This window comes from Mesorhizobium sp. M4B.F.Ca.ET.058.02.1.1 (assembly GCF_003952505.1).
Taxonomy (GTDB): domain Bacteria; phylum Pseudomonadota; class Alphaproteobacteria; order Rhizobiales; family Rhizobiaceae; genus Mesorhizobium.
Genome location: NZ_CP034450.1, coordinates 477748 through 501190 on the forward strand (window position 1 = coordinate 477748; position 23443 = coordinate 501190).

The 23443-nt window shown below is 65.1% G+C and carries 19 protein-coding genes and 1 pseudogene; 14 read left to right on the forward strand and 6 right to left on the reverse strand.

What is annotated here, in order from left to right; translation table 11 throughout:
• The first annotated feature begins 53 nt into the window (after positions 1-53).
• Positions 54-992, forward strand: coding sequence for a 1-acyl-sn-glycerol-3-phosphate acyltransferase (locus EJ073_RS02315; RefSeq protein WP_126054259.1), 939 nt, complete (start codon positions 54-56; stop codon positions 990-992).
• Positions 993-1004: 12 nt separating this feature from the next.
• Here the strand turns inward: EJ073_RS02315 and EJ073_RS02320 are convergent.
• Positions 1005-1969 (reverse strand): annotated as a pseudogene (locus tag EJ073_RS02320) (hypothetical protein).
• Between the two features lie 164 nt (positions 1970-2133).
• Here EJ073_RS02320 and EJ073_RS02325 point away from each other — a divergent pair.
• The 3 genes from EJ073_RS02325 to EJ073_RS02335 are packed head-to-tail and all read left to right on the forward strand — an operon-like array spanning position 2134 to position 4048.
• Positions 2134-2718 carry a nitroreductase gene (locus EJ073_RS02325; RefSeq protein ID WP_126054260.1) on the forward strand — a complete coding sequence of 195 codons (585 nt, stop codon included), beginning with the start codon at positions 2134-2136 and terminating at the stop codon, positions 2716-2718.
• Between the two features lies 1 nt (position 2719).
• Positions 2720-3328: a flavin reductase family protein gene (locus EJ073_RS02330; RefSeq protein ID WP_126054261.1), complete on the forward strand. Its 609-nt coding sequence runs from the start codon at positions 2720-2722 to the stop codon at positions 3326-3328.
• 45 nt (positions 3329-3373) lie between these two features.
• A complete protein-coding gene (locus EJ073_RS02335; protein ID WP_126054262.1) occupies positions 3374-4048 on the forward strand; it encodes an isoprenylcysteine carboxylmethyltransferase family protein in 675 nt (224 codons plus the stop codon).
• A 33-nt stretch (positions 4049-4081) separates the two neighbouring features.
• Here EJ073_RS02335 and EJ073_RS02340 read toward each other — a convergent pair whose 3' ends face one another.
• On the reverse strand, positions 4082-4963 hold the full coding sequence (locus tag EJ073_RS02340) for a CoA ester lyase (protein WP_126054263.1): 882 nt from the start codon (positions 4961-4963) through the stop codon (positions 4082-4084).
• The gene (locus EJ073_RS02345; protein WP_126054264.1) at positions 4963-5415 is read right to left on the reverse strand and encodes a MaoC family dehydratase; all 453 of its coding nucleotides are present in this window, start codon (positions 5413-5415) and stop codon (positions 4963-4965) included. The genes EJ073_RS02340 and EJ073_RS02345 overlap by 1 nt, the downstream gene beginning before the upstream one ends.
• A gap of 152 nt (positions 5416-5567) precedes the next feature.
• On the opposite strand from EJ073_RS02345, the gene EJ073_RS02350 reads away from it, so the two are divergent.
• Positions 5568-6689 (forward strand): DUF2336 domain-containing protein, encoded by a 1122-nt coding sequence (locus EJ073_RS02350; protein ID WP_126054265.1) that lies wholly within the window; start codon positions 5568-5570, stop codon positions 6687-6689.
• A gap of 50 nt (positions 6690-6739) precedes the next feature.
• Here EJ073_RS02350 and EJ073_RS02355 read toward each other — a convergent pair whose 3' ends face one another.
• Positions 6740-8806 (reverse strand): FUSC family protein, encoded by a 2067-nt coding sequence (locus EJ073_RS02355; protein WP_126054266.1) that lies wholly within the window; start codon positions 8804-8806, stop codon positions 6740-6742.
• A gap of 43 nt (positions 8807-8849) precedes the next feature.
• Positions 8850-10907 carry a DNA topoisomerase IV subunit B gene (gene parE / locus EJ073_RS02360; protein ID WP_126054267.1) on the reverse strand — a complete coding sequence of 686 codons (2058 nt, stop codon included), beginning with the start codon at positions 10905-10907 and terminating at the stop codon, positions 8850-8852.
• Between the two features lie 253 nt (positions 10908-11160).
• Between parE and cpaB the strand changes: the two genes are divergently transcribed.
• The 9 genes from cpaB (at position 11161) to EJ073_RS02405 (ending at position 20609) form a co-directional block, all read left to right on the forward strand.
• A complete protein-coding gene (gene cpaB, locus EJ073_RS02365) occupies positions 11161-12072 on the forward strand; it encodes a Flp pilus assembly protein CpaB (RefSeq protein ID WP_126054268.1) in 912 nt (303 codons plus the stop codon).
• A 114-nt stretch (positions 12073-12186) separates the two neighbouring features.
• Positions 12187-13542, forward strand: a complete 1356-nt coding sequence (locus EJ073_RS02370) for a type II and III secretion system protein family protein (RefSeq protein ID WP_245455664.1) — start codon at positions 12187-12189, stop codon at positions 13540-13542.
• A gap of 4 nt (positions 13543-13546) precedes the next feature.
• Positions 13547-13822: a hypothetical protein gene (locus tag EJ073_RS02375; RefSeq protein WP_126054270.1), complete on the forward strand. Its 276-nt coding sequence runs from the start codon at positions 13547-13549 to the stop codon at positions 13820-13822.
• A gap of 28 nt (positions 13823-13850) precedes the next feature.
• Positions 13851-15065: a response regulator gene (locus tag EJ073_RS02380; RefSeq protein WP_126054271.1), complete on the forward strand. Its 1215-nt coding sequence runs from the start codon at positions 13851-13853 to the stop codon at positions 15063-15065.
• Positions 15062-16483 carry a CpaF family protein gene (locus EJ073_RS02385; protein ID WP_126054272.1) on the forward strand — a complete coding sequence of 474 codons (1422 nt, stop codon included), beginning with the start codon at positions 15062-15064 and terminating at the stop codon, positions 16481-16483. Before EJ073_RS02380 ends, EJ073_RS02385 begins: the two co-directional genes overlap by 4 nt.
• A 3-nt stretch (positions 16484-16486) precedes the next feature.
• Positions 16487-17452 carry a type II secretion system F family protein gene (locus EJ073_RS02390; RefSeq protein ID WP_126054273.1) on the forward strand — a complete coding sequence of 322 codons (966 nt, stop codon included), beginning with the start codon at positions 16487-16489 and terminating at the stop codon, positions 17450-17452.
• 1 nt (position 17453) lies between these two features.
• The gene (locus EJ073_RS02395; RefSeq protein ID WP_126054274.1) at positions 17454-18422 is read left to right on the forward strand and encodes a type II secretion system F family protein; all 969 of its coding nucleotides are present in this window, start codon (positions 17454-17456) and stop codon (positions 18420-18422) included.
• A 136-nt stretch (positions 18423-18558) separates the two neighbouring features.
• Positions 18559-19035 (forward strand): tetratricopeptide repeat protein, encoded by a 477-nt coding sequence (locus tag EJ073_RS02400; RefSeq protein ID WP_126054275.1) that lies wholly within the window; start codon positions 18559-18561, stop codon positions 19033-19035.
• A 401-nt stretch (positions 19036-19436) separates the two neighbouring features.
• On the forward strand, positions 19437-20609 hold the full coding sequence (locus EJ073_RS02405; RefSeq protein ID WP_126054276.1) for a diguanylate cyclase: 1173 nt from the start codon (positions 19437-19439) through the stop codon (positions 20607-20609).
• Positions 20610-20622: 13 nt separating this feature from the next.
• Here the strand turns inward: EJ073_RS02405 and gcvP are convergent, their stop codons facing one another.
• The gene (gcvP, locus tag EJ073_RS02410; protein WP_126054277.1) at positions 20623-23433 is read right to left on the reverse strand and encodes an aminomethyl-transferring glycine dehydrogenase; all 2811 of its coding nucleotides are present in this window, start codon (positions 23431-23433) and stop codon (positions 20623-20625) included.
• Positions 23434-23443: the final 10 nt, after the last annotated feature.

Here is a 23443-nt window from a genome sequence, read left to right on the forward strand (position 1 = left end):
CGATCCACCGCCATTTTCACATGGCTGTCACGCCAAAGCTGTAACGAGCCGCGATGCTCAAGCTGAAACTGCGGGAAAGACCGTTTCCCGAGCTTTCCTACGCCAACCCGCATCAGCCGGCGCTGACGCGCTGGTTCATCCATTCCGTCGAGGGCCTGTCCGGCCGCGACCGTTTTGCCGCGCTCTATGATTTCTGGCGGCGCCAGGTGGCGCCGAGCGGCGAGCGCGTGTTCAGCCGCATGCTGGAGCTCATTGACGTCAAGGTCCGGAACGCCGCTCCATGGCCGCCGGCGATGCTGCCCGACACGCCGCTGGTGATCGTCGCCAACCATCCGTTCGGCATCGGCGACGGTATCGCCGTGCTTTCGCTGGCCGAGCAGCTCGGACGGCCGTTCCGCGTCATGATCCACAAGGACCTGCTCAAGATCCGCGAGATGGAACCCTACTCGCTGCCGATCGACTTCTCCGAAACCAAGGAAGCGGTGAAGAACAACATGGCGGTGCGCCATGAGGCGGTGCGGCTGTTGAAGGAAGGTGTCACGATCATCGTCTTCCCGGCCGGCGGCGTCGCCACCGCGCCGAAAGGATTTGGCCTGGCGCGCGACCTGCCTTGGAAGATATTTCCGGCCCGGCTGATCCAGGACGCCAGGGCTTCCGTCATCCCGATGCATTTTTCCGGCCAGAACGGACGGCTGTTCCATCTGGTCAGCGGTCCAATGAACATGGCCGAGCGCGAGGGCCGGGTGGCGAAGTTCGTCGGCAGGGCGTCGCTGACGCTGCGCACCTCGCTGCTCATTCGTGAATTCGCGCGGTTGTCCGGCAAGGCCATAGACGTGCGCGTCGGCGACATCCTGACCTGGGACGAGTTGGAGCCGCTGCGCGACCGCAAGGCGCTGCTCGATCGGCTCCATCGCGGCGTCTTCGACCTGGCGCCTGCCGCGCCGCGCGGCCGGGCGCAATTCCTGCCGCGCCGCATGCGCAAGGCGGCCTGACGGGCAGGTTGATCAGTCCGCGCCTTCCTCGGGATCGATCGCCGAAGCCTCTGTGGCGAGAACCTCGATCTCCTGGTTCTGGCCGGCGACGACGGTGAAATCCTTCTGGTAGATGCGGTCGCGGTTCTTGGCGATAATGGTGTAGTCGCCTTCGGCCAGCACCATCGAGGCGAAGGCGCCGACAGTTTCCTTGATCGGGTCGCCGGATTCGTTGAGCAGCGACCAGGAAGTGTCGGCGATCGCTTCGCCGCCGGCCTCGCGCACCAGCTTCATCGTCATCTCGGCGGCGCGGTGCTCGACGGTCGCTTCGGTCAGCTTGCCGGCCTCGACACGGATGTCGGAGCGGATGACCGCATTCACCGAACCATAGGTGGAGACGACATGGTAGGTGCCGGCATTCAACCGCACCACTGCGTTCGGCTCGACATCGGGGACGATCAGGGCGCGGTCGCCATTGGCCTCGACCTTGTCCTCGTAGATCGAGAACCGCAGCTTCTTCGGCGGTATGTGCACGCCCCCGACAGCACGGCGTCGAGCTTGAGGCCACCGGCGTCGAGCACCAGGCTTTCGCGCTTGGCCTCCTTGCCCACGGTGATGCGCTTGGTGGCGCCGGCCCGCCCATAGGAAGCATGGACAAGATAGCTGCCTGGCTCCAGCTGGAACACGGCGGTGCCGCCATGCGCCGAAGCCACCATCGGCAGCTTGCCGTCGCTGGCCGGCTCGGGCTTGAAGACCCGCCAGACGATGCCGCGGGTGATGTCGTTGCCCTTGTCCGTCAGTTGCGCCGAGAGCGTGATGGCGCCGCCGCCGCTCAAGGCCAGCGATGTCTCGCCTTTCGGCGTCGCGTAGCTGGAAATCCCCGGCAGCTTCAGATTGCTGATGCCGTCCGCGTTCTGCGCCACGGCCGACGAAACCGGCGCCATGAACAGCGCCGCCGCCAGCCAGACCAGGAAAAGACGCAGTGTCCCCTCAAACATGCCTTGCGTTGAAGCCCAAGGCGGTGGCAATTTCAAGGCCTGAGAGTCCCAATCCCGTTCCGCAGGGCTCTTGCCATCCGGCGCGAAGCGCCAATGCCCGAGCCGCCCGAATTTCCCACAGGCGCGCTTCAGCCCAAAACCGAACTTCCAGGAGACTTGCGCCCATGGCGTCGCCGATCATCGACTTCCTGCTGACCCGGAACTCCGCGCCGATTCCAGACCTGAAAGAGCCGGCGCCCAGCGATGCCGAGATCGCCACCCTGATCACCGCCGCCACGCGCGTGCCGGATCACGGCCGGCTCGAGCCCTGGCGCTTCATCCTCTATCGCGGCGAGGCGCGCGTCGAAATCGGCAAGAAGCTGGCGGCCTTGGCCGAACAGCGCGAGGGACCGCTGCCCGAGGGCCGGCGTAACCAGGAACTCGCGCGGTTCTCGCGCGCGCCGCTGGTGATCGGCGTGGTGTCGGTGCCGAAGGAGAATCCGAAGATCCCGCAATGGGAGATGTTTCTCTCGGGCGGCATGGCGGCTATGAATCTGATGATCGCCGCCAATGCGCTGGGCTATGGCACCAACATGATCAGCAACTGGTATTCCGACGTGCCGGAGGGCAGGGCGATCCTTGGCCTGGCGCCGGAAGAGCGCGTGATCGGCTTCGTCCATATCGGCTCCTACCAAGGGCCGGCGCCGGAGCGGCCGCGGCCCGACCCGGCAAAGCTTTACGCCGACTATCAGGGACCGTGGGCTGGCTAGAATGTTCTACGAACCCTCGAAAGGGCACGGCCTGCCGCACGATCCGTCAAAGGCGATCGTGGCGCCGCGACCGATCGGCTGGATCTCGACCATCGACCGCCAGGGCAAGATCAACCTCGCGCCTTATTCGTTCTTCAATGCCTTTTCGACAAAGCCCTTCATCGTCTGGTTCTCATCGGAGGGTGAGAAGGACAGCGCCACCTTCGCCGAAGAGACCGGCGAGTTCGTCGCCAATCTGGTCAGCCGCGATCTGGCGCAGAAGATGAACCGCACCGCGGTCGACGCGCCGCGCGGCGTCAGCGAGTTCGGCTATGCCGATCTGACGATGGCGCCGTCGCGCCTTGTCGCGCCGCCGCGGGTGGCGGAGGCGCCGGCCGCGCTCGAGTGCCGGGTGACGGAGATCATCCGGCCGCGTGCGCTCGACGGCACGCAGACGAGTGCCGTCGTCGTCGCCGGCGAGGTGGTTGGCGTCCATATCGACGATGCCTATCTGAAGGACGGTATCTTCGACATCGTCAGGGCCGGCAATGTCGGCCGGCTCGGCTATATGGACTATGCCAGCATCGACGAGATTTTCTCGATGCGCCGGCCGCGCTGGGGAAAGGACTAGCAGAGCTCAGGTAAACGGCGGCGGGACATTCGCGGAAGGTTGGCCATGATCGCAAGACTGATCCTGCAGACTTTCGTGTGGTTCGGCGTCATGGGCGCCGTGCTGTTCCTCTCGGCCGGCACGCTGAACTGGCCGGGAGCCTGGGTGTATCTGGTGGCGATGATTGGACTCAGCCTCACCATGGGCGTGTCGCTCGCCCGGCGCGATCCCGGGCTGATGAACGAGCGGCTGCGCCCTCCGATCCAGAAGGACCAGACCGCGGCCGACAAGGTGCTCCTCTCCATACTGCTCATCGCCATCTTTACGTGGCTGGGTCTCATGGGGCTCGACTTTCGCCACGGCTGGTCGGCGGTTCCTTTCTGGGGACTGGCACTCGGTGGGCTGGTCCTGCTGGTCGGTATCTGGATCTGCTACCTGACGATGCTGGAGAACAGTTTTGCGGCGCCTGTAGTGAAGATCCAGGGTGAGCGCGGACAGCATGTGATTACCACGGGCCCCTACAGCTATGTCCGCCATCCGATGTATGCCGGCGCCATCCCCTACTTTGCCGGCACGGCGCTTCTGCTTGGCTCCTGGTGGGGGCTGGCCTCGGTGCTCTTTTTCATCGTGCTCCTGGCGGTCCGCATCTTTATCGAGGAGAGGACGCTGCGGACCGGCCTGCAGGGCTATGACGACTACGCGGCAAATGTCCGCTACCGGCTGATCCCGCTGGTCTGGTAGCCGCTGGCCAAGCGATCGGCGGCGAGCGATCGACTAGGCAGAAATCCCTGCCGCCCTGGCGCGGGCCAGCAATCGCTCGGCGAGCCGCAGGTGCGGCCGGTCGACCATTTTGCCGTCGATGCCGACGACGCCGGGATTACCCGCCGCCGCGAACGCGTCGACGATTGCCTGGGAGTGTCGCACGGCTTCCGCCGACGGCGTGAAGGCGGCGTTGATGACCGGCACCTGCGCCGGGTGGATGGCCATCTTGCCGGTGAAACCGTCGCGCTCGGCCTCGCGGCACTCGGCTCCGAAAGCTTCCATGTCGCGGAAATCCGGAAAAACGGTGTCGATCGCCGCGACTTCCGCCGCACTGGCCGCAAGGATGGTCATGGCGCGGGCAAGGCGGAAGACGTCGGTGTAGCGGCCGCTCGCGTCGCGCGCGGCGCGGGCGCCGATCGCGGCCGACAGATCCTCGGCGCCCCAGGTGAGGCCGGCAAGCCGCGCGCTGGCGCCGGCATAGGTTGCGGCCGTCAGCACGCCCGCCGGTGTTTCGGTGATGATCGGCAGGATCCTGATCGCGCCGTCAGGCAGGCCGTTTTCAGCCTCGTGCACCCTGAGCTTAGCCGAGAGCTGCTGGACATCCTGGCCGCTGTTCGACTTCGGCAGCATGATGCCGTCCGGCGCGGCTGCAACAAGCGCCGTCAGATCGTCGTCGGTGAGCCCCGTCGACAGATCGTTGACGCGCACATAGATCACGGATGCCGTCTGGTTCCTGTGTCCGGCGATGAAACGCGCCGCGATGTCGCGCGCCAACCGTTTGTTGCCCGTCGCGACGGAATCCTCGAGGTCGACGATGACCACGTCGGCGCCGGCGGCAAACCCCTTTTCGAGCTTCCTTTCGGAATCGCCCGGAACGAAAAGCAGCGAGCGCATCAGCCTGCCTTCTTCAGCATCATCGCCTGCCTCGTGCATTTGGCGACGAGAACATCATGCTGGTTGTAGGCGCGGTGTTCGAACTCGACAATGCCGCGGTCAGCCTTCGATTTGGACTCGCGCACCGAAATCACCGTGGTCTCGACACGGATGGTGTCGCCATGGAAGACCGGGTGCGGGAACACGGTTTCCTTCATGCCGAGATTGGCGACAGTGGTGCCGACGGTGATGTCGTTGACCGAAATGCCGATCATCAGGCCGAGCGTGAACAGCGAGTTGACCAGCGGTCTGCCCCATTCGCTCCTGGCGGCGAAGTCGAAGTCGATGTGCAGCGGCTGCGGGTTCAGCGTCATCACCGAAAACAGCATGTTGTCGCTCTCGGTGACGGTCTTGCGCAGCGTGTGGCGGAAGACGTGGCCGACGACGAACTCTTCGAGATAAAGCCCGGCCATGCACGATCTCCTCAGCGCCTCACGGGTTGATAGGCGCTGCCTGCCGCGCCCGCAAGCCAGTTAATAAACATGGTGAACCGTTCGTAAACCATTTCAGGCCTACGGTTTCCAGCGGGGCCGGGCCGTTCCGGCAAGGGGCGTAAGCAGGCGGTATGATTGTTTCGCATTTCCTGAAATGGATTGACACGGCAAGGGTTGCCGAGCGCGCCGCCGCGGCCAGCGCGCTGGCTCGCGCCTATATCAATTCCGACCTGCCTTTCGAGGACCGCTGCGCCGCGGAAGCCGCGCTGACGCTGCTGCTCGATGATGCCTCGTCGAAAGTGCGGCTGGCGCTGGCCGAGGCGCTGTCGATGAGCCATCACGCGCCGATACAGATCATCAGCGCGCTGGCTTCCGACCAGCCGGAAGTGGCCGCGATGGTGCTGGCGCGTTCGCCGCTGCTTACCGATGCCGATTTGATCGATCGGGTCGCCGGCGGCCAGAAGGCGACGCAGAAGCTGATCGCCGACCGGCCTGTCGTCTCGATGGCGCTGGCGGCGGCGATCGCCGAAATCGGCGAGCCGGAGGCCTGCGCGGTGCTGCTCGCCAACAGCGGCGCCGACATCGCCACGCTAAGCTTCCGCCGCATGGCGGAGCGCCACGGCCATCTGCCGCTGGTGCGCGAGGCACTGGTAGCCGACCGCCGCTTGCCCGCCGACTGCCGGCACATGCTCCTGGTCAAGCTCGGCGAAACGCTGAAAGGTTCGCCGCTGGTGCTGGCGCTGATGGGCGCCGCAAGAGCCGACCGCGTGATGCGCGATGCCTGCGCGAAGGCCTCGGTGACACTGATCGAAGGCACGCGTGCGGAGGAGCATGCCGCGCTCATCGAACATCTCAGGCTGCGCGGTGACCTGACCGCCAGCTTCATCATCCGTACCATCGCGCATGGCAAGGTCGACTTCTTCGGCTCAGCGCTGGTGGCGCTCGCTCAGCAGTCCGAGCAGCGAGTGAGGGCTCTTATGGCCGGCGGCCATGACGTAGCGCTGCAGGCTCTGTTCCGCAGCGCCGGCCTTGCCGCGGCCACCCACGGCATCATCCTGCGTGCGCTCAAGGTGTGGCGCGAAGTGGCCAATGGCAAGCGCATCGCCGGCGTGCAGGAAGTGAGCTGGCTGATGCTGAAGGAGCTCGGCGGGCAATCGGCCGAGGGCGATCTTGCCGGGCTGGTGAAGTCGATCCATCTCGAAGCCCTGCGCTACAATGCGCGCGGGCATGCTCTTGCCATAGCGGCGGCCTGACCTGACGCAATTCCGGACGGAAAACCCGTTTCTTACTTTCCCGGAATTGCCTAGGCCTTGTTCTTCATGAAGAAATCGGGGTGGTCCTCCATCGCCGCGGCGATGATGCGCAGCGAGGCGGCGATCTGCAGCATTTCGGGCCGGTCGCTTCGCTCGGCGATGCTCGCCGCATATTGCCTTGCGACGGCGACGGTCGCTGTCTGCGGCTCGCCCGGCCTCCTGAACAGCAATTCCCGCGCCAGGCCGCGCAGGAAATTGCCGACCGACTCCATGGTCTCGCGCGGAACGAGGGAATTCAGCTGGGCGCTGCGCAGCCGCAGAACCTCAAGCCCGACGGTCACGACGGCGATGCTGCCGCCCAGGATGGGGTCGCCTCTGCGACCCGTCCGCTGCAACTGCGGCATCAGCTGGTTGATGCGGTCGTAGGCCAGACTCTCGAAGGCCGAACGCCGGGGGATGCGCTCATGCAGGCAAAGCCGCGCCAGGTCTTCCCGCATTGCCTGGGAGATGCGGTCGACGGTGACCCAGGGATCGGCCGGCAGCACGACGATGAAGACGCCGATGGCGATCAGAATGCCGACCAGGATCGAGGCCGACCCGGCAAGAAACGGGCCGGGATCATAGACCATCTGCTGGTGCGGGCTGAGGAAGGCAAGGAAGTTGATGGCGAAGGCGGTGGCGACGCCGACATGGCGCGGATTGGCCATGCCGAGCGCTGCCGGCACCATGATCGGCACGACGAAGAGCGCGAACCAGCCGAAGCCGGGCCACGCCGGCAGCGCTATCTGGCCGACAAGGAATGCAAAGGGAAGCGCCAGCAGCGTTCCGGTAAAGAAGCCCCAGGCCGACTGGACCGGATCGGGGCGCGAGGCGAACAGGCTGGAGACGACGGCGACGAGGATGACGGTGCCGGCCGTCTCCGACCATTTTGTCGTCAGCCAGAAGGCCGCCACCAGTAGCGTGGCGAGGCCGGCGCGCACGGCGTTGCGCCATGCGGCGTGGTAGTCCCGGTGCACGACCAGTGCCGGCTGGCGCCGGTCGCGGGACGGCCGCGAGACCGGCGAGCGCAGCGCGTCGAGGCCGCGCATCACCTGCTTCAGCGCCTCCGCGAAATCGGCGGCGATGGCAAGGCGGGTGAGGGTGCCAACCTTGTCCTCGTCGGGCCCGGCGGGCACCGGCGGGGCCTCTCGCGCCTTGCTGGCGATCGCGTCAAGCCGCGCCACCCAGGGACCGGTGTCGTCGAGCGCGCCGGGTGTCGCCGCCAGTTCGCCGACGAAAGCCTTCAACTCGCTGCGAACCGGGATGAGAGCCGCGTTCTTCGGCGCGGCATGGCTATGCAATGCACGTGCCGCCGAGAGCGCCCACAGAAGCTGGCCGATCGTGCGACGGACCGGATGGGCGCGGGTGGCGAAGCTTGGCGCCTCGAGCCTTGCATAGGTGCGCATCTCGGCCAGCGTCTGGGCGTCGGTGATCAGCTTGCGCTGGAGACCGGCAAGCGTTGGGGCGTCACCGCCCGAGAAGGCGCCGCCGGCGTAGGTGGCAAGATCAAGGATGCTGCGCTTCAGCCTGGATATGATGGCGTCTGCCGCCAGCTTAGGCAGGATCAGCCGGCTGGTCAGGCCGGCGCAGACGATGCCGAGCACGATCTCGGCGCAGCGCGCGACGGCGAGATCGACGACAAGGTGCGGCTGACCGAACGCGGGCAGGCCGATGATCATCGCGGTGTAGCCGGCAAGCGCGGCGCCATAGGCTTCCGGATTGCGCAGCAGCGACGAGACCAGCGTGCAGATCCCGATCCAGATCGCGAGCGCGGCGACCAGTAGCCAAGGGTTGGCGCCGAACAGCGAGGTGATGCCGATCGCGGCCAGGCCGCCGGCCAATGTTCCGATCAGCCGGTAGAAGCCCTTGGCCAGCACCATGCCGGCGACCGGCTGGGCAACGATGAAAACCGTCATCATCGCCCATTGCGGATGATCGAGCCTGAGGGCATAGGCGGAAAGAAGCGCGACCAGCCCAGCCGACACCGTGCGCAGGGCGAAGATCCAATCCGAACGCGTCGGCTGTGTCAGTCCGCCGAACCTTGCCTCGATAACATCCTTCAGCCGCGCCAAGGTCACATGCTCGTCTCCGCACCGGAGCCTGATATGGACCGGTCGGCGGTCAGATATCCAGCACGTCCGCCTCGGCGAATTCGGCGCGCTCCTGGATGAAGCGGAAGCGCGCCTCCGGCTTGGTGCCCATCAGCGCGTCGACCGCGTCCTTGGTCGCCGCTTCGGCGTCGATCACGTCGACCCTGAGCAGCGTGCGCTTCCTGGGATCCATGGTGGTCTCCTTGAGCTGAGAGGCCATCATCTCGCCCAAGCCCTTGAAGCGGCCGATCTCGACCTTGGCGCGGCCTGTGAACTCGGTGCGCAGCAGCTCGTCCTTGTGCGCGTCGTCTCGAGCATAAGCGATCTTGCCGCCCTGCCGGATCGAATAGAGCGGCGGCACCGCCATGTAGAGATGGCCGCCACGCACAAGGTTCGGCATCTCCTGATAGAAGAAGGTGATCAGCAGCGAGGCGATGTGGGCGCCGTCGACATCGGCGTCTGTCATGATGATGACGCGGTCGTAGCGCAGGTCCTCGTCGCGGTATTTCGAGCGCGTGCCGCAGCCGAGCGCCTGGACAAGGTCGGAGATCTGCTGGTTGGCGGCGAGCTTGTCGTTGCCGGCGCTGGCGACGTTGAGGATCTTGCCGCGCAGCGGCAGCACCGCCTGGCTGGCGCGGTCGCGCGCCTGCTTCGCCGAGCCGCCGGCGGAATCGCCTTCGACGATGAACAGTTCGGCACCGGCGGCGGCGTTCTGCGTGCAGTCCGCGAGCTTGCCCGGCAGGCGCAGCTTGCGCACCGCGCTCTTGCGCGACACTTCCTTTTCCTGGCGCCGGCGCACGCGCTCGTCGGCGCGCGCAATCACCCAGTCGAGAAGCTTGGAGCCCTCCTGCGGATTGTCGGCCAGCCAGTGGTCAAACGGATCGCGGATGGCGTTTTCGACGATGCGCATCGCCTCGATCGTCGCCAGCCTGTCCTTGGTCTGGCCGACGAATTCCGGCTCGCGGATGAACACCGAGAGCATGCCGGCGGCCGAGATCATGACGTCTTCCGAGGTGATGACCGAGGCGCGCTTGTTGCCGATGAGATCGGCATAGGCACGCAGCCCGCGCGTCAGCACGTTGCGGAAGCCGGCCTCATGCGTGCCGCCTTCGGCGGTCGGGATGGTGTTGCAGTAGGAATTGAGGAAGCCGTCGCCGCCGAACCAGGTCACCGCCCATTCCAGCGATCCGTGGCCGCCCTGCTTGTCGCTTTTTCCCGCGAAGACCTCGCGCGTGACCTGGAATTCGTCGCCGAGCGTGGCCTTGAGATAGTCCTTCAGGCCGCCCGGGAAATGGAACTCGGCCTTGGCCGGCGTCTGGTCCTTCTCCTTGATCAGCGACGGATCGCAGGTCCAGCGTATTTCGACGCCGCCGAACAGATAGGCTTTCGAGCGGGTCATGCGGTAGAGGCGCGCCGGTTCGAACGCGGCGCCCTTGCCGAAGATCTGCTCGTCGGGGTGGAAGCGGGTCCTGGTGCCGCGGCGGTTATGGACCTCACCAAGATGCTCAAGACCGCTCACCGGGATACCGCGCGAGAAGCGCTGGCGGTAGAGCTGACGACCCCGCGCGACTTCGACCTCGAGATGGTCGGACAGCGCGTTGACGACGGAGACGCCCACGCCGTGCAGGCCGCCGGAGGTCTCATAGACCTTGCTGTCGAATTTGCCGCCCGAATGCAGCGTCGTCATGATGACTTCGAGTGCCGGCTTCTTGAATTTCGGATGCGGATCGACCGGGATGCCTCGTCCGTTGTCGGTGACGGTCAGGAAGCCGTCGGCCGACAGCTCGACATCGATGAAGGTGGCATGGCCGGCGACCGCCTCGTCCATCGAATTGTCGATGACCTCGGCGAAGAGATGGTGCATCGCCTTGTCGTCGGTGCCGCCGATATACATGCCGGGCCGACGCCGCACCGGCTCAAGGCCCTCCAGCACCTCGATGTCGGCCGCGCTGTAGCCTTCGCTGCCGTCGCGCGAGGCGGCCGGGCGCTTGGCCGCCGCCTGCACCAGCGGATCGGCCGGGCGCGTGGTGGCGCGAACCGGTTGCGGCTGCTTTTCCAGGTTGCCGAAAAGGTCGTTGCTGTCGTCCATGCTGGCCATTAGTCCGGTACTGCGAATCACTCTTCGATACTGCCACGCTTTTGACGGGCGAACGAGGTTCCTGTTCCGTTCGGGGAATTCGGCTCCTCTTACTCCAAAACCTTTCGATAACCAAGCTGGCGGAAATAGGTCGAATCCAACGGGTTCGGATACCTGATTCTTTAACAATAACCCCTAGCGTGAGCCCCAACGAATAAAAGACCACGGGCGTCAGGGGTTTCGCGTGAGGGGCAAGGCCATAACAATGATCGGCATCGCCGCCGTCTTCGGCGCGATCTCGATCTTTGCCGCGGATTTCTGGGTCAAGAGCCAGGCGAAAGCCGATTCCGAAGAGAAAACGGCTTCGATCGCGATGCCTGCCGAACCGAAGGTCGAGTTCAAGACCATTGTCGTGGCCAATGCGCCGCTGCGCTACGGCATGCAGCTCGACAAGGCGCAGCTCAATGAAATCCCGTGGCCGCAGGATTCTCTGCCGCAGGGCGCGTTCACCTCGGTCGACGAACTGCTGAAGCAAGGCAGTCGCGTGGTGCTGTCACCGATCGAGATCAACGAACCGGTGCTGCTCACCAAGCTGTCGGGGCCGAACGGCCGCGCGACACTTTCCAACATGCTGTCGCCCGGAATGCGGGCGGTGACCATCCGCACCGATGAGATCGCCGGCGTTGGCGGCTTCGTCACGCCGGGCGACCGCGTCGATGTCGTGCTGACGCGTGATGCCGGCGATATCCAGGAAGTCGCCAAGAACGCGCAGGGCGCATCCGGCTCGACGATCACCTCTGAAATCGTGGTGGCCGATGCCAAGGTCCTGTCCGTCGGCCAGGGCGCCGACGAGCGCCAGACCGAGCCGCAGGTTGCCAATTCGGTAACCCTCGAGGTGACGACCGAGGGCGCGAAGCAGGTGGCGCTGGCCCGCACCGTCGGCACGCTGTCACTGTCGCTCCGCTCCGCCAGCGACAGCAGCGCCGGCAAGGACGGCCTCACCACGATCTCATCCTTCGGCGGCTCGGTGGCGGCAAACGCGGGGGCGGCTGCCGGCGCGCTGTTCGAGGCGGTGGCGAAGGAGCCGGAGAAGCCGCAGTTCAAGACAATCATCGTGACGCGCGGCACGAAGGCCGAGGAATACAAGGTGCCATCGCCGGACCAGCAGCAGCAATAGCCGGTGGGGACCGGCGGGGACAGGACAATGTTTGGGCTGAACATACATAGCGTGAAGCGGGGGCGGCGCCTCGCGGGCGTGTTTGCCGTGGCGGTTTCACTGGCCGGGGTCGGCATGCTTGTCCTCAGCGGGCAGGCGCGGGCCGGCAATGACATCGTCTATGTCTCGGCGACCAAGAACGCATCGATCAAGGTGGCCAAGGGAAAGCCGCGGACGATCATGACGAGCGCGGCCTTCTACCAGATCGTCATCGGCGATCCGGAGATCGCCAACGTCAATCCGCTGACCGACAAGTCCTTCTATGTGCTGGGCAACAATCTCGGCACCACCGGCATCGCGCTGTTCAATGAGAACAAGCAACTGGTCGGCACGATCGACATCGAGGTGACGCTCGACACCGAGCAACTGGCGAACACCATTCGCGCCAGCGTGCCGGATGCCAAGATCAACGTCGGCTCGGCCAATGGCCGCGTGGTGCTGTCGGGCGAAGCGGACGATGCGGTCGCGGCCGAAAAGGCGAACAAGATCGCCACCCGTTTTTCCGGCAACGAGGAAGTCATCAACTCCGTCAACATCTCGTCCTCGCAGCAGGTCCAGCTCAACGTCCGCTTCGTCGAGATCAATCGCCAGGCCGGGATGGATCTCGGCGCCAAGTACAGCGCCAATTTCGCCTATGGCCTTGGCGGCCGCAACGTGGCGATCGAACCGGGCGATATTCCGGCGGCCGGAACTGGCGAGGTCATCGGCCGGCTGTTGTCGAACGGCGTTTCGATCGACATCGCCATCAAGGCGCTGGAGGAGCGCGGCCTTGCCCGGCGGCTGGCCGAGCCGAACCTGATCGCCCGTTCGGGCCAGACGGCGAGCTTCCTCGCCGGCGGCGAGTTCCCGATCCCGGTCTCCGAGGAAAACGGCAAGATCAGCGTCAGCTACAAGAAATACGGCGTCAGCCTGGATTTCACCCCGACCGTGCTGAAGGACGGGCTGGTCAGCCTCGACATCGCGCCGGAAGTGTCGTCGATCGATGCGTCCGCCTCCTACAATATCGGCGAGATCTCGGTGCCCGGCTTCATCGTGCGCCGGGCCAAGACCTCGGTCGACTTGAAGAACGGCCAGAGCTTCATGATCGCCGGCCTGCTGCAGTCGCAGAACGACATCACCACCTCGCGCCTTCCGGGTCTCGGCAAGCTGCCGGTGCTGGGCTCGCTGTTCTCGTCCAAGGCCTATCAGCGGCGCGAGACCGACCTGGTGATCATCGTCACGCCCTATCTGGTCAAGCCTGTCGATCCGTCGAAGAAGATGGTCGAGCCGACCGACGGCACGCAGCCGGCCAGCAATTCGGACTACTTCCTCAACAATACCGAGGAAGTGAAGGCTTCCGACCCGAACCGCGCCCTGGCGATGGCCGACGGCCGCGTCACGCAGCCCGCCGCGCCGACGGCAGGGCATTTCCTCGACCTGCCGAAGGATTGAAGTCATGCGTCCGGTTCCAGGCTTGATGGTTGCCCTGCTGCTCTCCGGTCTCTGCGGCTGCACCAGCGACGACTATGTGCGCACCGAGGGCGTGACGCCCGCCGCCGGCAACGCGCAGGCGGCCAATACGGTCATGCAGATGGTCGATCCGTGGAAATACGGCGTCCAGAACACCAGGCTGCTGGTGCCGGCGCAGCGCACCAGCACGTCGACGGCCGCCGCGGCCGGCGAGGCGGCGGGTGCAAAGACGGCTGAGACGACGAGCGCGACAACCAACTGATTTGGCACTGACCAGACGGGCTGACGACATGGCAAGCGGCATCAAGAGCAAGAAGATACTGCTCGTATCCACCGACAGGACGTTCCTGCAGGACACCCGCACGGCCTTCGCCGCTTCGGACGTCATCGAGCTTTTGACGGTCGACAAGAGCGTCAACGAGTTGCGCGGCGAAGTCCAGGAGACGGATTTCGGCGCGCTCATCGTCGACATGGACGCGGCGAAGCTGGAAGAGATCGAATCGCTGCAGCGCATCATGCGCCGGCTGGAAGGCCGGGTCCCGGTGGTCGTGGTCACGCAGGAATTCAACGCAGCGGCGGTGCGCATCCTGGTCCAGCTCAAGGTCGCCGACTTTCTGGTCAAGCCGATCACCACCGCCGACCTGGTGCGTTCCGTCGTGCGGGCGCTGCAGGGGCCCGGGCGGGAGGAAAACACCGAGTCGCAGATCTATACCTTCATGCCCGCCGCCGGCGGCGTCGGCACCACGACGCTGGCGCTGCAGACCGCCTTCCAACTGCATCATTCGGTGACGCGCGGCGCCTCGACCTGCGTCGTCGACCTCAATTTCCAGCAGGGCGCCTGCGCCGAATATCTCGATCTCGAGCCGCGCTTCGACATTACCGAGATCGAGAACCAGCCGGAGCGTCTCGACCGGCAGCTGCTGGACGTGATGCTGTCCAAGCATGCGAGCGGGCTCTGCGTGCTGGCGGCGCCGACGCGCCCGTCGGAGATGCGCTCCTTCAAGACCGACGTCGTGGTGCGCATGCTCGACCTCGTCTCGGCCTATTTCGACAATGTCGTCATCGACATGCCGCGCACCTGGTTCCCATGGACCGAGACGGTGCTGCTCGGCTCCAACAAGCTCTATATCGTGGCCGAGATGACGGTGCCGTGCCTGCGCCACACGCAACGCCTCATCCAGGCGATCTACGAGACCGCCGGCAGGGAGGTGAAGCCGAACGTGATCGTCAACCGCTTCGAGCAGAAGATGTTCGACAACGGCATCAAGCAGGCCGATGTCCAGGACATCCTCGGCGAGCATTTCGTCGGTGGCATCTCGAACAATTACCGGCTGGTGCGCGAGGCCGTAGACCGTGGCGTGCCGCTGCACGACATCGACCCGAACGCCAATGTCGTCAATGACCTGAAGAAGATCATCCTGCCCGAGGAAGCGGTGACGACGACGGCCAAGTCGAAGTCGCTGTTCGGCCTCGGCAAGGGCCTGCTGAAGAGGAAGGCCGGATGACCAGCCGCTTTTCAACGCTCCAGAACCGCGACCTGCGTCCGCAGCGCCCAGCCGAGGCGGCGCCGGTGACGCAGCACACCGTGGTCATCCCGACGACGCGCAAGCTTGTCGCGCCGAAGGTCGAGGCAGCCCCCGCCAAGAGCGCCAACAAGGTGCTCGACGCGCGGGTGCGTATCCACCGCATGCTGCTCGAGGAAATCAACCTCGTGGCGCTGGAACGGCTGCCGAAGGACGAGATGCGCCGGCAGGTGCATGAATTCGTCTCGGAAAAGACCCGCCATGAGCGAATGGCGATCAACACCGCCGAGCTCGACGCGCTGGTCGACGACATCGTCGACGAGATGGTCGGTCTCGGCCCACTGGAGCCGCTGCTCAAAGACCCCGAGATCAACGACATCCTGATCAACGGCCACCAGAATTGCTTCGTCGAAAGGCGCGGCAAGCTGCAGCAGGTGCATATCCCGTTCAAGGACGAGGCGCATCTGCTTCGAATCATAAACAAAATCGTCGCCGCGGTCGGCCGTCGCGTCGATGAGTCGGCGCCGATGGTCGACGCGCGCATGCTGGACGGCTCGCGTTTCAACGCCGCCATCCGGCCGGTTGGCGTCGACGGGCCGCTGGTGTCGATCCGCAAATTCTCCAAGAACAAGCTCGGCCTGCACAAGCTGGTCGAATTCGGCGCCATCACCCAGAACATGGCCGAGGTGCTGGCGGCGGCCGTGCATGCCCGCAAGACCACCATCATCTCTGGCGGCACCGGCACCGGCAAGACGACGATGCTGAACGCGCTGTCGGCCTTCATTCCCGAGGACGAGCGACTGATCACCATCGAGGACGCCGCCGAGCTGCAATTGCAGCAGCCGCATGTCGCGCGCATGGAGACACGGCCCGCCAATATCGAGGGCCACGGCGAACTGAAGCAGCGCGACCTGGTCAAGAACGCGCTGCGCATGCGCCCCGACCGCGTCATCCTCGGCGAGTGCCGCGGCGAGGAAGCCTTCGACATGCTGCAGGCGATGAACACCGGCCATGAAGGCTCGATGGCGACCATCCACGCCAACACGCCGCGCGACGCCATCTCGCGCCTGGAGCAGATGCTCGGCATGACCGGCATGCCGATGACGGTGCAGTCGATCCGCAGCCAGATCGCCAGCGCCATCGACATCATCGTGCAACTGACCCGCCTGTCCGACGGCAAGCGCAAGGTGACCAGCGTCGCCGAGGTGACCGGCATGGAAGGCGACGTCATCCAGATGCAGGAGATATTCCGCTTCGTGCGCACCGGCATGGAGGCGGACGGCAAGATCCTCGGTCACTACGAGGCGACCGGAATCCGCCCGCGTTTCCTCGAGGACCTGCGCGCCATGGGCATCGAATTCCCGGGCAAGTATTTCGAACCCGGCCGTCCACAGGAGTAACCGGTGTTCGGAGGCTTCAGCGCGATCTACGTCGTCTATGCCGCGGCAGCGCTCACCGGCATCATGATCGCAGAGGCGTGCTACCTGCTTTATGCCGGCCGCAGCGACAAACGCACCGCAATCAACCGGCGCATGAAGCTGCAGGAGAACAAGATCAGCCAGGAACAGGTGCTGATCCAGCTGCGCAAGGAACGCGGCCTGGAGGCCGGCAGCTCGGTGTTCTCGCTCGACCGGTTCCGCGCCTTGCGCACCCAGTCCGGCATGACGATGCCTCTGTCCAAATTCCTGGCGATCACTTCGGGCGCGGCGCTGGTGGCGGCGCTGGTCGCCATCTGGTACGGGCTGCCGTTGCTGCTCGGCCTTCTATTGTTTGTCGTCCTCTTGCCGGTGCTGCCCGTCATGTCGCTGCGCTTCCAGCGCGGCCGCCGGCTGAAACGGTTCGGCATGCAGTTGCCGGAGGCGCTGGAACTGATCACGCGCGGCCTGAAGGCCGGCCATCCGGTGCCGGTCGCCATCTCCATGGTGGCGCGCGAGATGCCGGACCCGATCGGCACTGAGTTCGGCGTCATCGCGGATGAGGTGACCTACGGCTCGGACCTGGTTTCGGCGCTGAATTCGCTGTTCGACCGGGTCGGCCATGAAGACCTGCCGTTGTTCGTCACCGCCGTGTCGATCCAGAACAGTTCGGGCGGCAATCTGCGCGAGATCCTCGACGGGCTGTCGTCGACGATCCGCGAACGCGGCAAGCTGCGTCGCAAGGTGCGCGCGATTTCGACCGAGGGCCGCATGTCGGCCTATATCCTGACGGCCGTGCCGGCACTTCTGTTCGCGGCCATCATGGTGATGATGCCGCAATTCTACAAAAGCGTCTGGGGCGAGCCGAAGACCTGGTACTTGCTTGGCGGCTCGGTCACCTGGCTGATGCTGGGCAATGCCATCATGTTCAAGATGTCGAACTTCAGGTTCTGACATGCAGGCTGTGATCGAATTCCTCGCTTCGCTCGCGCCGACCTCGCTGTTGCCGGTTGCGGTGCTGCTGCTGATGCTGGGTGGCAGCGCGGTGGCCTGGCCGCTGGTCGTTGCCAAGGGCGACCGCAACGAGGTCAAGCGCCGGCTGAAGGTGGAGGAGAGCAGCAAGGCCGTCGAGCAGACTGAGCCTGCGCCGCGGAAGAATTCCAACGCGGTGCGCGAGAAGGCGGTGAAGCGGGCGCAGGAATTCTACGCCAAGAGCGACCCCGAGAATGTCGCGCGGCTGCGCATGAAGCTCATCCAGGCCGGCTACATGGAACCGCGTGCTGTCGGCACCTTCTTCCTGATCCGCTTTGCCGCCTTCGTCGGCCTGGCTCTTGGCGCCCTGCTGCTCAACCACTGGATGGCGAGCGCGGATTCGACCATGACCAGCCGCTGGACCTTCGTCATCCTTTCGGGCGCTGCCGGCTATTTCCTGCCCGGTCTGGTGCTGACCCAGAAGGTGCGGGAGAAGATGCGCGAATACCGCAACGGCTTTCCCGACTTCATGGACCTGATGATCGTCTGCTCCGACGCCGGCATGAGCATGGAGGCCGGCATCGAGCGCGTCTCCAAGGAGCTCGCCAAGACCTATCCTTCGCTCAGCATGAACCTGCAGCTGGTATCGCTGGAGCTCAGGGCCGGGCGCAGCCTCGACGATGCGCTCAAGGCGCTCGCCGATCGTCTCAGCCTCGATGAGGTGCGCTCCTTCGCGACGCTGCTGCAGCAGTCCAAGGAACTGGGCACCAGCCTGTCGGGGGCGTTGCGCGTCTTTTCCGACGAGATGCGGCACAAGCGCATGTCGCTGGCCGAGGAGAAGGCGCATGCCCTGCCAGCCAAGATGTCGGTGCCGGTGACGGTATGCATCCTGCCGGTGGTGCTGATGATCGCCATCATCCCGATCATCGTAAAGATGACGACCGCGCACTGAACCCACGGCAACGCTGGTTAACGCATCCTTTGCGCGCAACCGAAATTTAGGGGCATTTCAGCACCGAAGCTTAATCGCTGCTGTGTACAGTGCTCCCTGAAGAACGACCCGGCAAATCGGGCGATGGGGCAGGGGCATGCGTCACAGACATCCCGCGGCAATGGCCGCATTGGCAGCCGTCTTGATGATCACCGGTTGCACGACCAGCAGTAACAGCGTCGACACGACCAAGACCACCGCGATCCAGCCAGCGTCCAAGGATGTCAGCGCTTCCGACCTGGCGGAGGGCAAGGCGCAGTTCCGCGAGGCGAATTACGGCCTTGCCGAAAAGCATTTCCGCAAGGCCGTCGAGCTCAAGGCCGACAATGCCGAAGCCTGGATGGGGCTGGCCGCTTCCTATGACGAGCTCGGCCGTTTCGACTTCGCCGACCGCGCCTATGACCAGCTCTTGAAGGTCGCCGGCCGCAAGCCGCAGATCGTCAACAACATGGGATATTCGCAACTGCTGCGCGGCAACAGGACGAAGGCAAGGGTTTTGCTGCTCGAGGCCAAGGCCCACATGGCCGATCCGACCGTGGTCGACGCCAACCTCGCGCTGCTGAACAAGAGCTAGAGGGCTTTCGCGCCTAGACTGAATCGTTCCGCCCGAATCGACTTAGTCGCTGCGAGACGAGACAATTTCAACCGGCACTATTTCCTGTTTGTCGATTTGCAAAAGACAATTCGACGGATGCGGCTTCCTGCTGGCGGACGCCGCTTTGTCAGCCGCATGCGCGATGCACAACATCGGGCATGCGGCCTCTTTCGCACGGGTCGCGTCGCGATCGTCGACAGAACTGTTTCAATATAAACCAGAACGTCTCTAGTCTTCGCGCGTGCCCTTCATAGTAGTGGACGCTTTGTAAACCTTGTCCGAAGGTTGCGTCGAAAGGTTAGCTGAAAACGGTGTCGGCGGGCCGTCGTTAACCTAGAATGGGGATGCAACCGACGTCTCCCAAGAGGCTGCGCTCAAGAATGTTGGATTTTAGTTCGCTCCTGCTCGCGGCGGCGCTGTCGGGCTCGTGCCTCAGCATCACGCTGTTTGCGATCTGGTTCACCGCGCCGCGGGCGCACTTCGTGCTGACGGTGGCGTGCGGCATGCTCGTGCTTGTCGCGCATGTCGTGCTGTTCTGGCAGTACACAAAGGAGCCCGGCCCTTTGCTGTGCCAGGCTACCCTTGCGCTGCTCAACCTGGGTTTTTTGGTGATCTGCCTGTCGTCCATGCAGTATCTCAGCGTGCCCGGCTACAAGCGCGTGATTGTGCCGACCCTGCTAGCAATGACCGTTTGCGCCGCCGTCACCTATTTCGGTTTTGACGGTATCGGCTTCATCCTCACCTATGCGACTGTCACGGCGTTGCTCGTCGTGATCGGTGTGATGTTTTGGATCAAGGGCGGCGGTCATGATCGCCGGATCCTGCTGGTCGTCTCATTCCTCAGCGGCACCTGTGCGGTGTCCTTCGCACTGTGTGGGTTGGTGCTGGCGATCCGTGGACAGTGGGTGCTTGGCTTGGCACCCAACAATTGGGCCGAACGGCTGAATTCCGTCGTTGCGGTCGCCTGCATGACCGGTCTCGGCGCGCTGACGCTTTCGCTGCACCACTTGCAGGCGCAGATCGAATTGAAGGCCGAGACCCTGACCGATCCACTGACGGGGCTGATGAACCGGCGGGCGCTGAACTCGCTCTATGGCGAGCGCGCCTTCGGACCGTTCATGGCGGTGGTGATGTTCGACCTCGACCATTTCAAGAGGACGAACGACCTGTTCGGCCATCCGGTCGGCGACAAGGTTCTGTGCCGCTTCGCCGCGATCATCAGGAAGTACGGCAGGAGCGGCGTCGACGCCTTCCGCCTTGGCGGCGAGGAATTCGCGCTGGTCATGTCGCGCATGACCGAAGACAAGGCCTTCGATCTTGCCAGCAAGATCGGCGTCGCCTTCGGCGCCGAGGTGGTGCCAACCCCGCGCGGCCCGCTGCGCAGCACTGTCAGCGGCGGCATCGGCTTCGGCAAGGCCGAAGGCAGCAGCCTCGACGATGTGCTGGCCGAGGCGGACAAGGCACTCTACGCGGCCAAGCATGCCGGACGGAACTGCGTTCTTGTCCTGGACAAGGTGAGCAAGGCCGACGGGCCGGCCTTGCGTTCCGCTTGATCGCTACCGAGCGCTACTCGGCAGCGCCCAGATATTCCGACAGCGGCGGGCAGGAGCAGACGAGGTTGCGATCGCCGGCGACATTGTCGATGCGCGACACCGGCGGCCAATATTTGGCCGACGTGTCGGCATCGCCTGCGGGATAGGCCGCTTCCAGACGCGAATAGGGATGCGTCCAGCTGCCGGCCAGCGCTTCCGCCGCGGTGTGCGGCGCGTTGACAAGCGGGTTATCGTTGAGCGGCCACTCGCCCTTCGCCACCTTGGCCGCCTCGCCGGCGATGGCAATCATCGCCTCGCAGAAACGGTCGAGCTCGCGCTTGGGCTCGGACTCGGTCGGCTCGACCATCAGCGTGCCGGCGACCGGGAACGACATGGTCGGCGCATGGAAGCCATAGTCGATCAGCCGCTTGGCAATATCGTCGACGCTGATGCCGGCGCTCTCCTTGAGCACGCGCGTGTCGAGGATGCATTCATGCGCGATGCGATCGTGCCTGCCCTTGTAGAGGAGCGGGAAATGCGGCGCGAGCCGTGTCGCCACATAGTTGGCCGAGATGATGGCCGTCTCCGTGGCCTGCTTGAGGCCAGAGGCGCCCATCATGCGGATGTACATCCAGGTGATCGGCAGGATGGATGCGCTGCCGAACGGCGCTGCCGACACGGCATGCGCCGACCCTTCCGTGACATGGCCCGGCAGATAGGGCTTCAGATGCGCCTTGACGCCGATCGGGCCGACACCCGGACCGCCGCCGCCATGCGGAATGCAGAAGGTCTTGTGCAGGTTCATGTGGCAGACGTCGGCGCCGATGTCGCCTGGTCGGGCGAGGCCGACCAGGGCGTTGAGGTTGGCGCCGTCGAAATAGACCTGGCCGCCATGCTCATGGATGAGCGCGCAGAGGTGGCGCGCGCCTTCCTCGTAGACGCCATGCGTCGAGGGGTAGGTGAACATCAGCGCCGCGAGATTCTTGGAATGCTCGTTGGCCTTGGCCCTCATGTCGTCCATGTCGATATTGCCGTCCTCGGAACAGCGCACGACGACGACACTCATTCCCGCCATCGCTGCGCTCGCGGGATTGGTGCCATGCGCGGAGGACGGGATCAGGCAGACGGTGCGATGACCCTCGCCGCGCGAGCGGTGGTAGGCGCGGATGGCGAGCAGGCCGGCATATTCGCCCTGGCTGCCGGCATTGGGCTGCAGGCTGACCGCATCGAAGCCGGTGATTTCCGACAGCCAGCCTTCCAGCTCGCCGACCATGGCGCGATAGCCGGCTGAATGGCTGGCCGGCGCGAAGGGATGCAGGTTGGCGACGCTCGGCCAGCTCACCGGCATCATCTCGGCGGCGGCGTTGAGCTTCATGGTGCAGGATCCCAGCGGGATCATGGCGCGGTCGAGCGCCAGGTCCTTGTCGGCCAGCCGGCGCAGGAAGCGCATCATGTCCGTCTCGGAATGGTTCTCGTGGAAGACCGGCTGGGTCAGGAATTCCTTGCCGCGCGGTTTTCCAGGCACGGTTTGGTCGGCCGCCGCGGGGGCCTTGGCGCTGAAGAGGCCGGCGATCGCCTCGAGGTCGGACTCGGTCGAGGTTTCGTCGAAGGCGACGCCGATATGGTCGGCGTCGATGACGCGCACGAGCCGGCCGGTCTTCTCGGCGGCGGCGGCGATCGCCTTGGCCTTGCCCCGCACTTCGACCATTACCGTGTCGAAACGGCTGGCGCCGAGCACGGCAACGCCCGATGCCGTGAGGCCGGCGGCCAGGCGCCCGGCGAGCCCGTGGATGCGCTCGGCGATCGCCTGCAGGCCGGCGGGGCCGTGCCAGATCGCATAGGCGGTCGCCATGTTGGCGAGCAGCGCCTGCGCGGTGCAGATGTTGGAGGTGGCCTTGTCGCGGCGGATATGCTGCTCGCGCGTCTGCAGCGCCAGCCGGTAGCCGGGACGCCCCTTGCTGTCGGTGGACTGGCCGACCAGGCGGCCGGGCATCAGCCGGGTCAATTTGTCGGAGACGGCGCAATAGGCGGCGTGCGGGCCGCCGAAGCCCATCGGCACGCCGAAGCGCTGCATCGGACCGACGGCGATGTCGGCGCCCAGTTTGGCCGGAGCATCGGTCAGCGTCAGGCCGAGCGGATCGGCGATGAAGATGACCAGCGCGCCGATGGCGCGGGCTTTCTCGATCGCCGCCTTGTGGTCGCCATAGACGCCGAAGGTGTCCGGCCAGGAGACGAGCAGCGCGGCGGTGTTGTCGTCGATCGTCTCGCCGTCGACCTCTGTGCCGAGCGGCTCGGCGCGGGTGCGCACGACGTCCAGCGTCTGCGGATGCGGCGTGCCGGCAATCGCCACCTTGGTGCGTTTGTCGCGGTGATGGCGAAGGGCAATGCCGACGGCCTCGGCAACGGCGGTGGCTTCGTCGAGGAGCGAAGCCGACGCCACCGGCAGGCCGGTCAGTTCGGTGACCAGCGTCTGGAAGTTGAACAACATTTCCAGCCGGCCCTGGCTGATCTCGGCCTGGTAGGGCGTGTAGGCCGTGTACCAGGCCGGGTTCTCGAACAGGTTGCGCTGAATGACCGGCGGCACGTGGACGCCGTGGTAGCCGGCGCCGATAAAGCTCTTCAGCACCGTGTTCTTGGCCATCGTCGCCGACAATTCGGCCAGTGCTTCGGCCTCGCTGGCCGGCGCGGGCAGCGTCAGCGGCTGGTCGAGGCGGATCGATCTCGGCACGGCCTGGCTGATCAGCGTCTCGACGGACGGGACGCCGATTACGGCCAGCATGGCTCGGACATCATTGAGGCCGGGGCCGATGTGGCGGGCCGAGAAGGGGTAGGGTGCTGCGGTCATCGTAACTGTC